Origin of the sequence: Tautonia sp. JC769 (assembly GCF_040717455.1) — a bacterium.
Lineage (GTDB): Bacteria > Planctomycetota > Planctomycetia > Isosphaerales > Isosphaeraceae > Tautonia.
In genome coordinates, this window is record NZ_JBFEFH010000032.1 from 22,327 (window position 1) to 37,989 (window position 15,663).

11 protein-coding genes and 1 pseudogene are annotated in these 15,663 nt (G+C 67.8%); 7 read left to right on the forward strand and 5 right to left on the reverse strand.

The features are described 5' to 3' along the window. Positions 1 to 261: 261 nt before the first annotated feature. Positions 262 to 1,932: a sodium-dependent transporter gene (locus tag AB1L88_RS23300; RefSeq protein WP_367099099.1), complete on the forward strand. Its 1,671-nt coding sequence runs from the start codon at positions 262 to 264 to the stop codon at positions 1,930 to 1,932. Beyond that, on the forward strand, positions 1,929 to 2,099 hold the full coding sequence (locus AB1L88_RS23305; protein WP_367099100.1) for a hypothetical protein: 171 nt from the start codon (positions 1,929 to 1,931) through the stop codon (positions 2,097 to 2,099). The genes AB1L88_RS23300 and AB1L88_RS23305 overlap by 4 nt, the downstream gene beginning before the upstream one ends. 106 nt (positions 2,100 to 2,205) lie before the next feature. Here the strand turns inward: AB1L88_RS23305 and AB1L88_RS23310 are convergent, their stop codons facing one another. The 3 genes from AB1L88_RS23310 to AB1L88_RS23320 form a co-directional block, all read right to left on the reverse strand. After that, positions 2,206 to 3,159, reverse strand: coding sequence for a DUF1559 domain-containing protein (locus tag AB1L88_RS23310; protein ID WP_367099101.1), 954 nt, complete (start codon positions 3,157 to 3,159; stop codon positions 2,206 to 2,208). Between the two features lie 215 nt (positions 3,160 to 3,374). Then, complete coding sequence (locus AB1L88_RS23315; protein ID WP_367099102.1) at positions 3,375 to 5,126, reverse strand: amino acid carrier protein; 1,752 nt, start codon at positions 5,124 to 5,126, stop codon at positions 3,375 to 3,377. Between the two features lie 237 nt (positions 5,127 to 5,363). Then, entirely contained in the window at positions 5,364 to 5,993 is a 630-nt protein-coding gene (locus AB1L88_RS23320) for a DUF1080 domain-containing protein (RefSeq protein WP_367099103.1), read from the reverse strand. A 218-nt stretch (positions 5,994 to 6,211) separates the two neighbouring features. Here AB1L88_RS23320 and AB1L88_RS23325 point away from each other — a divergent pair, with 218 nt between their 5' ends. Then, positions 6,212 to 6,868 (forward strand): nitroreductase family protein, encoded by a 657-nt coding sequence (locus AB1L88_RS23325; RefSeq protein ID WP_367099104.1) that lies wholly within the window; start codon positions 6,212 to 6,214, stop codon positions 6,866 to 6,868. A 249-nt stretch (positions 6,869 to 7,117) separates the two neighbouring features. Continuing rightward, positions 7,118 to 7,684 (forward strand): annotated as a pseudogene (locus tag AB1L88_RS23330) (GDSL-type esterase/lipase family protein); the annotation flags it as partial. 60 nt (positions 7,685 to 7,744) lie between these two features. On the opposite strand, the gene ispD reads toward AB1L88_RS23330, so the two are convergent. Continuing rightward, positions 7,745 to 8,524 (reverse strand): 2-C-methyl-D-erythritol 4-phosphate cytidylyltransferase, encoded by a 780-nt coding sequence (gene ispD / locus AB1L88_RS23335; protein WP_367099131.1) that lies wholly within the window; start codon positions 8,522 to 8,524, stop codon positions 7,745 to 7,747. Positions 8,525 to 8,744: 220 nt separating this feature from the next. Between ispD and AB1L88_RS23340 the strand changes: the two genes are divergently transcribed. The 3 genes from AB1L88_RS23340 (at position 8,745) to AB1L88_RS23350 (ending at position 13,780) form a co-directional block, all read left to right on the forward strand. Beyond that, the gene (locus tag AB1L88_RS23340; RefSeq protein WP_367099105.1) at positions 8,745 to 11,225 is read left to right on the forward strand and encodes a LemA family protein; all 2,481 of its coding nucleotides are present in this window, start codon (positions 8,745 to 8,747) and stop codon (positions 11,223 to 11,225) included. 132 nt (positions 11,226 to 11,357) lie between these two features. Beyond that, positions 11,358 to 12,359, forward strand: a complete 1,002-nt coding sequence (gene sppA, locus AB1L88_RS23345) for a signal peptide peptidase SppA (RefSeq protein ID WP_367099106.1) — start codon at positions 11,358 to 11,360, stop codon at positions 12,357 to 12,359. A 122-nt stretch (positions 12,360 to 12,481) separates the two neighbouring features. Further along, a complete protein-coding gene (locus AB1L88_RS23350; protein WP_367099107.1) occupies positions 12,482 to 13,780 on the forward strand; it encodes a hypothetical protein in 1,299 nt (432 codons plus the stop codon). 92 nt (positions 13,781 to 13,872) lie between these two features. Here the strand turns inward: AB1L88_RS23350 and AB1L88_RS23355 are convergent, their stop codons facing one another. Next, positions 13,873 to 15,660 (reverse strand): LamG-like jellyroll fold domain-containing protein, encoded by a 1,788-nt coding sequence (locus tag AB1L88_RS23355; protein ID WP_367099108.1) that lies wholly within the window; start codon positions 15,658 to 15,660, stop codon positions 13,873 to 13,875. Positions 15,661 to 15,663 lie beyond the last annotated feature (3 nt).

Consider the following 15,663-nt stretch of genomic DNA (forward strand, 5'->3'; position numbering starts at 1 on the left):
GGAATCGCCGAGGGTGACGAGGGAAGGCCGGGGCGAAGCCGGGGCGCGGCGTTGCGTCTCGGCGGAGCGTGGAGGAGGGCCATTGTACCCGGATCGAGGGAGGGGATTCTCGGAGGATGCGAATCGGGATCGTACGGGGGCGATTGGGGGGGAAGGTGAGCGGCTCGCCTGCCCCCTGGCAGCTTGGGCCGGGATCTGCTATAGAGTCCGATCTGGTCAGGGATTGCATTGAGGAAGTAGTGATCGGCCGAAGGGGGATGCATGGCGAAGAATGAGCGTTGGGCCTCTCGGATCGGCCTGGTGCTGGCGATGGCCGGCAACGCCGTGGGGCTCGGGAATTTCCTGCGATTCCCGGCCCAGGCCGCCCAGAACGGCGGCGGGGCGTTCATGATCCCGTACCTGGTGTCCCTGCTGGTCATGGGCATCCCCTTGATGTGGATCGAGTGGACGATGGGCCGGTACGGCGGGAGCCTCGGCCACCACTCGACGCCCGGCATCTTCCAGTCGATGGGCAGGAGCCGGGCGTGGAAGTACCTGGGGGTGCTCGGCCTGCTGACCTGCCTCGGCATCGCGTCGTATTACCTGTACATCGAGTCGTGGTGCCTGTCGTACGCGATCTATTCGCTGCTGGGGGGCTTCGGGGCCGACGAGCCGGCGAGCTTCTTCGGCCGGATCACCGGGCAGAGCGACAACCAGCTCTTCGCGTTCAGCGTCCCCGGCCTGGTGATGTTCGCGATTTGCATCGGCATCAATATCTTCATCCTCTCGCGGGGGGTGTCGGGCGGCATCGAGGTGGTGGCGAAGGTGGCCATGCCGCTCCTGCTGCTCTTCGGCGTCGTGCTGGCCGTGCGCGGCCTGATGAGCGACCCGCTGGCCGACGAGGCCGTGAAGGAAAGCCCCTGGGTCGGCCTGAACTACATCTGGAGCGTGCCCGACTTCACCCAGATCGCCAACCCGGCGGTCTGGCTGGCGGCGGCCGGGCAGATCTTCTTCACGCTGTCGATCGGCATGGGGTCGATCCATTGCTTTGCGTCGTACCTCCGCAGGAAGGACGACGTGGCCCTGACCGGCGCGACGACAGCCTGGACGAACGAGATGTGCGAGGTCGTGATCGGCAGCGCCCTGCTCCTGCCGATCGCCGTCAGCTACCTCGGCCTGCAGGGGGTCAAGGACAGCGTGGCGGGCGGCTCGGGCTTCGGCCTGGTCTTCTTCACCCTGCCGACGTTGTTCAACAACTGGGGGCCGCAATTCGCGCCCCTGGCCGGGTTCCTCTGGTTCGGCCTCCTGTTCCTGGCGGCGATCACCAGCACGCTGGCGATGGGACAGCCGGTGATGGCCTTCCTGGAAGACGAGTTCAAGCTGAGCCGGGTCAGGGCGTCGTGGGCCCTGATGGGGATGCTGCTCTTCCTGGCCGTGCCGGTGGCGATGATCCACGAGCAGGGGGTCTTCAGCGACTTCGACTTCTGGGTCGGCACGTTCGCCCTGGTCGTCTTCGCCCTGATGGAGGTGATCCTCTTCGCCTGGGCCTTCGGCATCGACAAAGGGTGGGAGGAGCTGACCCGGGGGGCCGAGCTGAGGGTGCCGCGGGCGTTCTACTACATCATGAAATATGTGACGCCGACGTTCATCATCGTCATCCTGCTGGCGGCGATCTTCAAGCCGAGCGTCGGCTGGGACGGCTTCTTCGGCTCGATCGGCTCGGGCCAGGGGGTCCCGGCCTGGGAATGGGCGGGGGACAGCGTGATCGGCAAGGTCCTGCACAAGGACCTGGTCACCCCCGAGGACGCCTCGCCCGAGGTCGTCACCTACTACGAGAACCTGCGGACGGTCCGCACGTACGACCGGATCGGCCTGCTGGCCATCTTCGCCTTCTTCTCGATCCTGGTGGCGATCGCCTGGCGTCGCAAGGGCAAAGGGGGGACCCCGTCATGAACACCACCGGCATGACCCCATCGGCCTGGATCTTCATGGGGACCGTCTGGACGGTCGTCCTGGGCATGACCGTCTACTGCTTCGCCAAGCTGTTGACCTCGAAGCAGTTCACCGAGCCCGACCACGACCCGGACCACACGCCGACGTTCAAGCCCGAGGAGGAATGACGCCGTCCCGGTAGATGGCTCCGATGACTCATGACCCAGGGACAGGTGATCGTGGCCACGGCATCCGAATTATTCCGGTGCCGTGGTCAATCACCCCCTGACGGGATCAGTCCAGGGAGACGATCTCGCCGCCGTACCGGGTCCCCAGGGCTCGCCAGGTCGCCGGGGCGATCGACTCGGAGAGGAAGCGGACATGACCGTCCATCATCAGGACGTTGGCACCGCCGGGATGGCGGCTGCCGGCGGTCCAGGCGCCGGCTGTGATCGAACCCCCGTTCGTGCATGAAGGTCCGTTGATTGGCACGGCATGATTATAAATTGTTGAGGCGATGAGACCTTTCTTCCATTCCAACCCTCTCGTTGCAAACTCAACCTCGGCTGTCCGCAGATCGAGGCCACGGCACTGGTCGGCGAATCGCACGTATTCCCGGGATAACGGCGACCCAGGAACGTTGAACGTCTTCGCCCGCAGGTCCCGCGATGCGGAACCAGCCAACCCAGTGACCCATTCCGCGACCCCCGCCGTGTGGCTCGTCCCGTCGGCGAAGTCGCTGAGGGAGACTGCGAGACCGAACGCTCCTTCATGGAACGGTTCTCTGTGCAGTTTGCTGGGAGGAAGACCGGTCCCCGCATTGACGGCATAGTTCGTCCACACCCCCCCCCAATTGAAGCTGGAGTCCGACGGGCAGAGGAACGTGGCCACTTTCGTATTGGTAGCCTCATGCTCGTCGGAATCCAGCGCCACCGCGAGTGCCCCCTCGCCGAGATAGGGCAGGATGCGCGCGTGGGCCGAGGTCGCGATTGAGCCCTGGCCACCCCCGTAGGGCATGGGCAAGACTCCGTGGGCGTCGGCATAGCCATGCACGGCCAGGCCGAACTGGCGGAGATTGTTCGTGCAGGAGACCCGCCGCGCGGCTTCTCTCGCGGCCTGCACCGCGGGCAGGATCAGGGCCATCAGGATCGCCAGGATCGTGACGACCACGAGCAGCTCGACGAGCGTGAATCCATGCCACGCCTGCCGAACCCGAACCGAGCCGACGCCCCGTGCTGACCGAAGCATGATCGATTGCCCCTCCGTTGAGCGATCCCAGACGCCATCACGGCAACCCGCTTTGTTCGGCCATCGCCTTCCTGGACGGCACGATTGATACCCCTCCTCCCCAGTCCCGTCAACCAGAATCATTGGAGGAGGAAGGGTTCGTTCATGTGATCCGAATAGCACGACTCCGCGCATTCGGTTTCACGTGATTCTGCCCCGATCGTGACCGGGGGGCTTTACTGCACGTCTCGGCCTTCGACCACGTCGGTGATCGACGGGGCGTCGTGGGGCGGGTCCATCTCGCCGGCCTTGAGGCGGCGGAAGTAGTCGTGGTAGGCGATCATGGCCTGGCGGCCGAAGATGAGCATGATCGGGATGTTCGCCCAGAGCATGACGCCGGTGCCGAAGCTGGAAATCGTGTCGAGCGCCACGTCGGTCGTGATGAAGCCGGGCACGCAGGCGGCGACGATCAACAGGCAGTAGACGAACTTGTACGGCAGGACGCTGCGGGTGCCGAGCAGGTAGATCATCCCCTGCTCGCCGTAGTAGCTCCACGAGATCATCGTCGAGATGGCGAAGAGCCACGAGGCGATCGTCACCAGCCACTTGCCCAGGCCCGGCTGGACGCGGTTGAAGGCGTGGCTCGTGAGGGCCGCGCCGGGGTAGTCGCGGAAGACGCCGAAGCCGCCCTCGGGGAGCGGCTCGATGCGGGGCTCGACCAGGCTGACGATGTCGGACCAGGAGACGAGGTAGCGTTCTTGCGCGGCGTCGAAGGTGACGTGGCCCATGACCCGGCGCGAGGTGCCGCCGGTCAGGCGGTTCTCGTCGGCCTGGACGACGAGGAAGACCATGTCGGTGCCGGCCTGCCAGCCGTCTCGGCTCGAATCGGGCAGCGGCCCGGTCTCGACGCGCCACTGGTCGAGCTGGTCTCCCTGGACGATGCGGGGGGACTCGTCGAAGACGGCGTTCGGCTCGCGATTCCAGGCCCCGGTGAGCAAAAGGACCAGGGCCGTCAGGGTGCAGACGACGATCGTGTCGATGAACGGTTCGAGGCCCGCGACCACCCCCTCGCGGACCGGCTCGTCGGTCTTGGCGGCCGAGTGGGCGATGGGAGAGGACCCCTGGCCGGCCTCGCTGGAGAAGAGGGCCCGCTTCATCCCCCAGACCAACGCATAGCCGAAGGTCCCGCCGACGAACGCCCCCTGCGCCTCCAGCGGGTTGAAGGCCGTGCGGACGATCAACGCGAGCATCGCGGGGACCTCGGCGATGTTCACCGCGATGACGTAGAAGGCCGCCAGCAGGTAGATGCCGCACATGAAGGGGACCAGGCGGCCGGCGACGGCCCCGATCCGCTTGATGCCGCCGATGATGACCACGCCGACGATCAGGGCCATGACGATCCCGCTGAGGATCTGCGGGACGCCGAAATCCTTCTCGGTCACGATGCCGACGTTCCAGGCCTGGAACATGTTGCCGCCGGTGACGGTCGAGATGAGCAGGGTGATGCAGAAGATCCCGCCGATGACCGACCCGACCGGGGCGAGCTTCGGCCCCATCGCCGCGAAGCCCTGCTTGACCACCCACATCGGCCCGCCGTGCGGGTTCTCGGGGTCGTCCGTGTTGCGGTAGAGCATCGACAGGGTGACTTCGGTCGTCTTCAGGGCCATGCCGACCAGGCCGACCATCCACATCCAGAAGACCGCCCCCGGCCCGCCGAGCGCCACCGCCAGCGCCACCCCGGCGATGTTCCCCAGGCCGACCGTGGCCGAGAGCGCCGCCGAGAGGGCCTGGAAGTGGTTGATCGCCCCCGGGTCGGCCTTGTCGTCGTACTTGCCGAGGATCACCGGGGTGCCGTGCGTCAGGGCGCGGAACTGAGACACCCCGCTCCAGATCGTGAACAAAAGCCCCACGGCCAGCAGGAAGAACAGGACATATTCATGCCAGATGACATCGTTCAGGGCATTCAACGTGTCCAGCAGGGGTTCCATCGCGATAGTTACCTCTCGGACTGGCCCGGTCGAGGATGCGGGCGTTCGACGTGCGAGTGATCGGGCCGGGTCGGTTCGGCCCGAGGGACGGGGAGGGGGGGATGAGATGCCGGGAGAGGGGCGGCATCGTCTCCTGCTTCCGGACTGGGAGATCGACCCCGGCGCGATGCCCCGACGGCATCGCGGGCATCACGCCGGGGTCTGTGGCGGTGGAGATCGCCTGCAACGCGGGGGAAATCAGGGCAGTTCCATGACCTCGATCTTGCGCAGCGAGACGACGCTGCCGGGGTCGTGCCCCTGGAAGGCGAAGTGCCCTTGCTCGTACTGGCGGTCGTAGTCGAGCAGCTCGTACAGGACCTTGTCGTTGACCTTCACGGTGATCGACGTGACGACCTGGCCGCGGTAGTCCTTGTCGACGACCTCGACCTCCTGGGTGAACCAGGTGTCGGGCGGGACGAGTTCCTCGTAGACGTGGACGCGGGTGTAGATCGATCCGGTCTTGATCGGGTCGCCGTGGGTGCTGTTAATCTGGGCCTCGTAGCCGCCGGTGAAGCTCGGCCCCTTGGCCGACCGGAAGTACATGCCCGAGTTGCCGCCGTCGTTGATCTTGATCTCGGCGCGGAAGCGGAAGTTCTTGTAATCCCCCTTCGGGCTGTAGAGCATCGACGGGTCGCCGCGGCCGACGAGCAGGCCGTCCTCGACCGTCCAGCTGCAATCGCCGTCGGGCCGGAGCTTGATCATCTCCCAGCCGCTGAGGGTCTCGCCATCGAACAAGGAGGTCCATTCCTCGGCCTTCGGCCCGGCCGCGCAGGCCAACACGGGAACCAGCAGGGCAAGCGTCGCCGCCGCGCAAAGGGTGCGGAGCATGGTGTTCGTACCTCGATTGTCAAGCGTCTTGGAGAGGATCGGGGCGCATCCGGGCCCTCGTCCGGTCCTGGTCCATGCCGGGCCGGTCCGGCGCTCAAGGGACCACTCCGGCAAGAATGCCGGATCTTACGCCACTCGAACGCCCGACGCCAGCACCGCCCGCCCGGCGCCGGACTCTCCCTCCCCCTTTTTTTTCGTTCCGCAAAGGACCAGCGCCCATGACCGCCGCCGAGGCCATCGTCCGTCGCCGATCGTTCGTCCGGCTCGATCCCGATCGCCCCGTGGCCGACGCGGTCCTCGTCCGATTGCTCCGCCTGGCCGGCCGGGCGCACGCGCCGCACCATCTCCAGCCCTGGCGGTTCCTGGTGCTCCGGGATCGAGGGAACCGCAATCGCCTCCGACGCGCGGCGTATCATCATCCCCGCCTGTTTGAGGCCCCGGTGGCGATCCTCGTCCTCGGCTACCACCACCCGCATCAGCACCACTGGGGCGAGATCCGCGAGCAGATCAAGGGGCCGCTGCAGCTCTCGCCGGAGGACGTCGGCCGGATGAACGTCGAGGTGCTGCTCGACCACGCCGCCGAGCCCGACCTCGTTGCCTGGGCCTGCCGGCACGCCCAGGCCGCCGCAACCACCCTGATGATCGCCGCCTCGGATCTCGGCCTCGCCGCCGCCCCGATCGACCGCGTGAATGCCCCCGTGATCCGGCAGACCTTCGGGATCCCCGACGATCACTCCCTCTGCGCCGTGATTGCACTGGGCTACCCGGCCGCCGATCCCCCCGAGCTGCCTTGCCTCCCGCTGGCCGAGATCTGCTTCCAGGAGCACTTCGGCCAGCCCTGGACCCTGGGCGAAGGGGACGATCCGGCGTGCTGACACAACCTTGATCCTCATGGAATTGACGCCCGCTCGGCCTCGTTCTACGATCACGCGATGACCCGTTTCCGAGCGATCCGACGGTTCTTGATCCTCCTCGCGGTCCCGGGCCTGATCGCCGGGATGGTCGTCGCCCACTTCACCGCGCTGGCCGGCCGCGAGCCGGAACGGCGATCGCCGACGCGGCCCACCCCCCGGCCCGAGCTGCCGGGATGGCTCGAACAGCACTCCCTGATGGTCGAGCAGGCGATGGCGGGGCAGGTCGACCTGCTCTTCCTCGGAGACTCGATCACCCGAGGCTGGCTCGGCAGGGGGAGGAACCCGTTCGAAGGAGACGGGCTCGACCTCTGGCGAGAGCGGTTCGCCCCCCGACGCGCGGCCAACTTCGGCATCGGGAGCGACCGGATCGAGCACCTGCTCTGGCGGATCCGGCACGGCGAGCTCTCGGGGAGGATCGACCCGGCCGTCGTCGTCCTGATGATCGGCACGAACAACATCGGCCTCGACCCCCCGGAGGTGATCGCCGAGGGGGTCGCCACGGTGGTCGAGGAAATCCGACGCCGCCTGCCCCGATCGTCAATCCTGGTGATGGCCCTGACGCCCCGGGGCATCTCGCCGACGCTTTCCTCGCCGCCGACGCACGACCGGGCCCATCCGGACGTGGCCGAGGTCAACCGCCTGATCGCGCCGCTCGCCCGGTTGCCCCGCGTGGGGTTCATCGACTTCGGATCGGGCCTGCTCGACGCCGACGGCCTGGTCCCCCGCGCCCATTTTCCGGACTACCTGCACCTCAGCCGATCGGCCTATCTGGCCTGGGCCGAGGCGATCGAGCCCTTCCTCCGGGTCGTGCTCGGCGCGGTTCCCGAGTCGGGACGCTCAGTGGGCGTCCTCCCGGGGCAAGACGCGGACGATCGCCTCGGCCAGGTGCAGATCCTCCCGGGTCGTGATCTTCAGGTTGAACGGAGATCCGGGGACGATCCGGCACGGGTGGCCGATCGCCTCGACGAGCTGGGCGTCGTCGGTCACGGGGACCGCCAGGTTGGGGCGATTGGCGTGGGCCCGGCGGAGCAGGTCGAGCCGGAAGGCCTGCGGCGTCTGCACGGCGAACAGGCCGGCCCGGGAGACGGTTTCCGTGATCACGCCGTCGTCACCGGCCCGCTTCAGGGTGTCGGAGACGGGGAGGCCGGGCAGGGCGGCCCCGAACGTCCGGGCGGCCTCGAAGACCCGGTCGATCACCGCCTGGGTCGGGAAGGGACGGGCCGCGTCGTGCACGGCGACGAATTCGCAGCGCGGGTCGATCCGGTCGAGACAGGCCGCCACCGTGTCGAACCGCTCGGCCCCGCCCTCGACCAGGGTGATCCCGAGCCGACTGAGCGTCTCGCGGTAATGGGCCTCGAACCGCTCGCGGTCCTCGGGGGCGACGGCCAGGATGAGCTGGGCCACGTCGTCGCGACGGGCGAACGGCTCGACCGCCCGGGTCCAGACGACCCGGCCGTCGATCTCATGGTCCACTTTCTTCCGGGTCGCATCTCCGAACCGCCGGGATTGTCCGGCGGCCGGGAAAATGACGGCGAACGGCCCCATGCGCGGCCCTCCTTCGGGGGTTCGTGGCAAATCGACGGCGAGGGCATTATCTTGCGATCGACGGCCGAGCATCGTCAACTGATCGCGAGCGACGGTCGACCTCCGGGCGATGTCAGCCCGTTGGCTCGCGGTTCATCGTCGATTGCGACCAATCGACGAGGCGGGTGAATGATTCGCCCCGCGCGTCGAATGCCTCAGGAGGGGCGATCGGCACGGCACGGGACGCGACGCCGCGTCGAGCCGGGCGGCCCCCTTCGGCCCGCGCGGACATTTCTCGGAGTCGGGATCACTCATGGATACGATGCTGAACGGACTCCTGCCCATCCTTGTGCTGGCCGCGCCGGCCGCGGTCCTGTTCGGACGCTTCGCGAGCGATGGGCCGGGGGCCGACGACGCCACGGCCGCCCCGGGCGACCCGGGCGAGGGATGGCTCAGCCGCCTCGTGCTGGGGGCGGCGGTGATCGGGCTGGTCGTCGCGGCCGCGGTCTTCAGCTCGTTCGGCATCGACCGAATCCGCCGTCAACGCGACCTGGAGCGCGTGCCCCGGACCGAGGTGGCCGCGGCCCTGACGGGCGAGATCAACCTGGTCGGCAGCGCCGAGGTCGACCCGGCCGCCGGGGTCGTCGTCGCCCCCCGGACCGGCACCCCTTGCCTGTACTTCCACTACACGATCGAGAAGAAGACCAGGGATTCGGACGGGAACACCAAGTGGAGCACGATCGAGGACCGGGAGGAATGGTCCCCCACCTTCCAGCTGGTCGACGAGTCGGGCTCGATGACCATCCGGCCGGCCGAGGCGGATCATTTCCACACCAAGAACCGCGATTTCTCGGAGACGGTCGGCGACCGCCGCTACCGGGAATGGCGGATCGAGCCGGGCCAGCGCGTCTTCCTGTTCGGATTTGCACAGGTTGATGCTGAAGGGCGAGGCTCGGTCGGGTTCACCGAGCCGGGGCACTACACCCCGATGATCTCCGAGGGGGACGAGGTGGCCGAGCGCCGGTCGATGGCCGTCGGCGCGGTCTTCCTCTGCTGGGCGGCCCTGGCGTCGCTCTCCTTTGCCGTCTACTTCGGCTGCTGGCTGGCCCGGCTCCACCAGACGCCGATCTACCTGGCCCTGATCGCCATGCTCATGATCGGCGGCCTGGCCTACTGCGGCCTCCGGATGATGCACGACGACCTGAGCGGGGCGCGCAATCGCCTGCATCGCGTCCGCTCGTCGGCCCGGGACGCGGTGGCCGACCTGCTCCAGAGCCGCCGGATTGCCTGGGATGGCGACTGGGCGGCCCTCGGCCGCTTCGACGACCCGTCGGCCTTCGCCGCGCTCGACGATCGCGAGCGCCGACGCCTGACCCGGCTCCGGATCGACCTGGCCCGATCGGTCTTGCGGACCAACGCCATCCGCGAACGCTTCCCCGAGCGCGTGCTCGCCCCGTTCTGGGGGGTCCATCCCGAGCCGCCGATCCCATTACCGGACACCGATCGGGAAACGCTGGCACGGCTCGATCGCGAGTTCGAGGTCGCCCGCCTGAGCCCCGGGATCGCCGGGATCGCCGGGCCGGTGGCCCTGGTGCTTGCGGCGGTCGGCTCCTGGTTCGGCCTGAAGAAGATCAAGGAGAAGCGATACATCGAGAACGTCCCGACCTGCCCGACCTCCGGCGTCGCCGTCGGCTTCACCGAGATCATCGGCACCATCGTCCCGACCGAGGCCGGCACGACCCTCTCCGGCCCCCTCTCGGAGCGCGCGTGCGCCCAGTTCCATTACACGGTCCAGGAACGCCGGGGCAGCGGGAAGAACGCCAAGTGGGTCACGATCGAGGAACGCAAGGAACAGATCCCGTTCCGCTGTCAGGATGACCACGGCTGCCTGCTCGTCCTGCCCGAAGAGGCCGAGATCCTCACCCGCCACCGCGATTCGCGCCGGTCGGGCAAGCTCCGCTACAGCGAGACGCGCCTCGAAATCGGCGACCCGCTCTATGCGCTGGGCACGGCGACCATCGAGCCGGAAGAGATGGCCTCCTTGCGGCTCGAACGCGGCGACGAACGCTCGCTCCCCTATGTGCTCAGCAATTATTCCGAAGCGACCCTGATGCACCGCAAGGCCCGGGTCGGGCAGTTCTGGATCACGGCGGCGGTGGATGCGTTGATCTTGCCGACCTTGCTGGTCTTCGGCCTGGTCGGCTCGTTCCAGGCGACCGACTTCCTCGCGGCGACGCTGGTGGCGATCGGCTACTTCGTCCTGGCCGTGACGATCCTGCTGTTCAACGACCTGGTCTTCCTCCGCAATCGGGTCCGGCGGGCCTGGCACAACATCGAGGTCTCGCTCAAGAAGCGGGCCGACCTGGTGCCGAACCTCCAGCGGGTGGTCCAGGGGTATTTGTCGCATGAACGCGGGGCCCAGGAAGAGCTGGCCCTGATGCGGCAGGCGTACGGCGGGGGTGCAATGCTCGACCTGACCCACGCGACCGAGATGCTCACCGCCGAGCGATCGCTGCTCGACCGCATCATCGGCCTCCGGGAGGCCGCCCCCGACCTGAAAGGTGATCAGCTCACCGGCGACCTGATGCGCCGCCTGACCCTGCTCGAAAACGAGATCGCCCTGATGCGCCAGGGATACAACGACGCCGTCGAGCGCTACAACACGCGGATCGCCCACATCCCGGAGGTGCTGCTCGCGTCCGCCTTCCGGTTTGCCGAGGCGTCGTACTTTCATGCCCCGGTCGAGGTCCACGAGGCCCCCCGGGTCGACGTCGGCCCCGGAGGCGCGGCCTGAGGCGCGGGAGGCCCCGCCCCTTGCCGCGATCCCTTCCGACCGGCCAGGGGATCGGGGTAAACTGGAAGTCCTCAAGACGGCAGACGATGTTCCCAGGACGCCCGTCCTCAAGAAGGTCCCGAGACACCCGCGATGAGCCACCAATCGACCAGTGCCCCCCCGCCGACTCCGCCCCCCGGCCAGACGATCATTCTGGAGCGTCGCGAGCGGAACGGCTGGTTCCGCCGGCTCTTCTGGCCGGTCCTGATCCTCTCGGTGCTGATCAACTTCACGCTCCTCTCGCAGCGCACGGCGGGGCTCCGGCCCGATCCGCTGGAGGAGCAGTATGTGAGCGGCTCGCTCAACCCGACGGCCGACAAGATCGCCGTCGTCCGCGTGGAAGGCCCCATCGCCCTGAGCAGCGTCGACTTCGCGGTCGAGCAGGTCCGCCAGGCCCGCAACGACAAGCGGGTCAAGGCCGTCGTCCTGCGGGTCGACTCCCCCGGCGGCACCGTGACCGGCTCGGACCAGATCTGGCGCGAGATCAACTTGCTCAAGCAGACGGGCAAGCCGGTGATCGTGTCGATGGGTGGCTTGGCCGCCTCGGGGGGCTACTACGTCTCCGCCCCCGCCGACGAGATCATCGCCGAGCCGACCACCACCACCGGCTCGATCGGCGTCCTGATCGAGCTGCCCAACGCCTCCGAGCTGCTCGAAAAAGTGGGCGTGCAGTTCGAGGCGGTGACCGCCGGCGAGTGGAAGAACATGGGCTCGCCCGTGCAACCGCTTGAGGAACGCGACCTCGCCCGGTTCCAGGAGCTGGTGGACGACACCTACGCCCGATTCCTCCGCATCGTGGCCCAGGGCCGCGACCTCTCGATGGACGAGGCCCGCGCCGTGGCCGAGGGGAAGATCTACTCGGCCAACGAGGCCCTGGCCATCGGCCTGGTCGACCGCCTCGGCTACCAGGAAGACGCCATCGCCGAGGCCGCCGAGCGCGCCCAGCTCGACTCCCCTCGGGTCGTCCGCTACAGCAAGCCGATCAGCCTGGGGAGCCTGTTCGGCATCTCCGCCTCGGCCCGGACCGCCCCCCTGTTCGACGAAGCCACCATCATGGAATGGCGGACGCCCCGCATGATGATGATCTTGCGCTAAGGAATCGCGATCGGAATCGTGCCGGCGACTCCGACCGGATGATGACCTTCTCGTCACGAAGATCGTCCCTCCGATCGGTTTTCGATCGACCGATGACAGCCTCAGCCCCGGGAGCCCCCCTCGTGCAGACGGACATTCGCCTCGGCACCTTCGACATCGACGCCTCGCCCCCGATGGACCACTCGCTCTGCGGGGGGTGGATCACGCCGGTCGTCGGCCAGGACGACCCGCTTCGGCTCCGGGGGATCGTCCTCCTCGGCGCGGACGACCCGATCGTCATTGCTGCGCTCGACTGGACCGGGGTGATGAACGAGTCGCACCGCCTCTGGACCGAGCAACTGGCCGAGGCCGCCGGCACCTCGCCCGACCGGGTCGCCTTGCACTGCGTCCACCAGCACAACGCCCCGTTCATCGACCACGAGGGGAACCGCCTGCTCCGGGAGGCCGGGGCCGATCGCCTCCTCTTCGATGAACCGTTCGTCGCCGACCTGATGGCCCAGTCGGCCGAAGCCGTCGCCGAGGCCGTGCGCAACGCCGGGCCGGTCGACCGGCTCGGGGTCGGTGCGGCCGAGGTCAGCCAGGTCGCCTGCAATCGCCGGGTCATCGGGCCGGACGGCAAGATCCTCTACACCCGGACCAGCTCGACCCGCGACCCCGCGGCCCGCGCCGCCCCCGACGGGACGATCGACCCCATCTTGCAATCCCTCTCGTTCTATCGCGAGGGGTTCCCGGTCGCCCGCCTCTACTACTACACGACCCACCCGATGAGCTACTACGGCGACGGCCGGGTGTCGGCCGACTTCGTCGGGATCGCCCGGGCCAATCGATCGGCCGACGAGGAGGGCACCCTCCACCTCTACTTCACCGGCGCGGCCGGCAACGTGACGGCCGGGAAATACAACGACGGTTCTCATGAGAATCGCCCGATCCTCGCCTCAAGGGTCTATCAGGCGATGGTCAGCGCCGACGCGACGGCCGAGGACCACCCGCTCGACCACCTCTCCTGGACCACGGTGCCCATCGAGTTCAACCCGCGCGAGGATCTCGACCTCGACCGCCTGAAGGCGATCGTCGCCGACCCGAACGCCTCGACGGTCGACCGCAACCGCAACGCCATGACCTGCGGCTGGCTGATGCGCCTGCAGACGAAGCGGCCGATCCTCCTCGGCCGGCTCGACACCAACGCCAACAGCGTCCTGCACCTGCCGGCCGAGACGTTCGTCGAATACCAGCTCTACGCCCAGTCGCTCGCCGGCGGTGTCCCCCTGGCGGTCGCCGCCTACGGAGACGGCGGCCCCTGGTACATCCCGCTCGAACGCTCGTACGGCGAGGGGGGCTACGAGCCCTCCGTCTCCTGGGTCAGCACCATGAGCGAACCGATGTACAAAGCCAAGATCGAGGAACTGATCCGCAAGTCCTGACCGCAGGGCAATCCAACACCAGAACGGCCGGGCGATCCGCCCCCAGGGGTCGCCCGGCCTCATTTTTTCACATCTCGACGTGAGTACGATTGTCACTCGCCCGCATTGACGCCGGGCGCCCCGGCGCGGAAGTTCCCGACCGCCTCGGAGGTCCGCAAGGGACGATCGTAGATCCGGACCGATCGGAGTTCGCCATAGAGCCGCCCGGCCAGCACGGCGCGATCGCGAGCGTTGAGATCCCCCAGCTCGGGCGGGAACCGTCCCCAGCCGTACTGACGGATCGCGCCCCCGTCGTTGAGGATCCCATCCACCACCACGCTGATGACGCGCGGACCGGCATCGACCGTGACCGCGACGTGCTGCCAGTCGCCGACCTTCAGGGTGCCGGGACCGGTGCCGGGGTCGCTATCCCAGGTGGCTTCGTGCTCGCCGTCGCTCAGGGTGATCCCCAGCGTCGATCGCCCGGTCGTGAACAGGTGCAACCCGTGCCCGGAGTCGTCGCGCGAGTCGAGGAGCGACTGCCCCTCGGTCAGTTCCCGGAATCGGACCCAGAGGCCTATCGAGAACCCGCCGCGGTCGCCGAGGTCGGGCAGGGGGGGGATGGCCACCTCGGTCCCGCCCGCGATCGGATCATCGGTCAGGTCGAGGACCAGGCCGGAGCGTTCGACTTCGCGACGGTCGAACTGACCCCAGAGGTCGTCGAGCAAGGTCGGATCGACCCGATGGACACGAGCCACCTCTTTTTGCGTCTCGGTCACATAAAGATCACCGCTATCTTCGATGAAATCGGGGTAGCTGATCCGGACGTCCGGGTCGTCGTCGTAGAGCAGGATCTCCGGCTCCGACCAGTGGATGAACCCGTCACGCTCAATCCCGCCGCTGACCCAGGCCGGGTTCCGGCCCTGGTAGGGGTTCCAGCCCTCGCGGTGGACCGATTCCCCGCCGTGGTTGTGGAACCAGTAGAGATATTTCCCGTTCGAGAACTTCTTCACGAAATTCGCCGCCCGCGGGTGCTTCACCCGGCGCCCCTCGGGGCCATAGGTCATGTAGGCCGGAGGGGTCCAGGACCGACCGCCGTCCCGGCTGTAGGCATGGCACGGGTAGCCGTCGATGGTGCGATAGGTGGCGAACAGGGAGCCGTCGGACAGGGCGACGAGGTTGGCCTCGTCGGACACCGGCCCCTTCGGGGCCCGCAACCCGTCGTCCCCCTCGGGGAGCAAGTCCCAGCGGATGCGGGCCGGGTCGGGTTCGGTCAGGATGTTCTCACTGCGCATGAACACGCCTTGCGATTCCACCATCGCGCCGGGGACGCCCCACTTGCCCACCTTGGCGAAGCCGAAGTAGGCGGCATCGTCGGTGGTGATCGGCTTCCCGACGCCCCAGAAGAACAGGGTCTCCCCCCCGGTCGTGTTCCCCCGGTCGATCCGCATCGATCGCATCGGAATTTCAAGACGATCGTCCGACCAGGTCAGGCCGCCGTCGTCGCTCCACTTGAACGCATAAGAGCCCAGCGTATCCACCCGCCGGCCCACGTTCAGGTTGTTCGACGGGACCTCGCGGAGGTTCCTGGAGTTATACGTATAAAAGACGTAGATCCGTCCGCCCGGGACCTTCAAGGGCATGACCCACGAGGCCTCCGGCCCGTCGCTCGGCTCGATCGGGATCAGATCCGACCAGGTCCGGCCGCGGTCGTGGCTGATCGTGGCGACGATATGCTGACCAGCAGCCCCCTCGATCCCCTCACCCGTGGTCATCGTGCAGAGCCAGTGCCCCTGATCGGTCACCACCACATAGGGTTGGTCGCAATAGCCCTCGTCGGGGATGACCCAGCCATTGCGAATCGACCTCGGATCGTCATTGGCGGCAACGACCGACGCCATCAG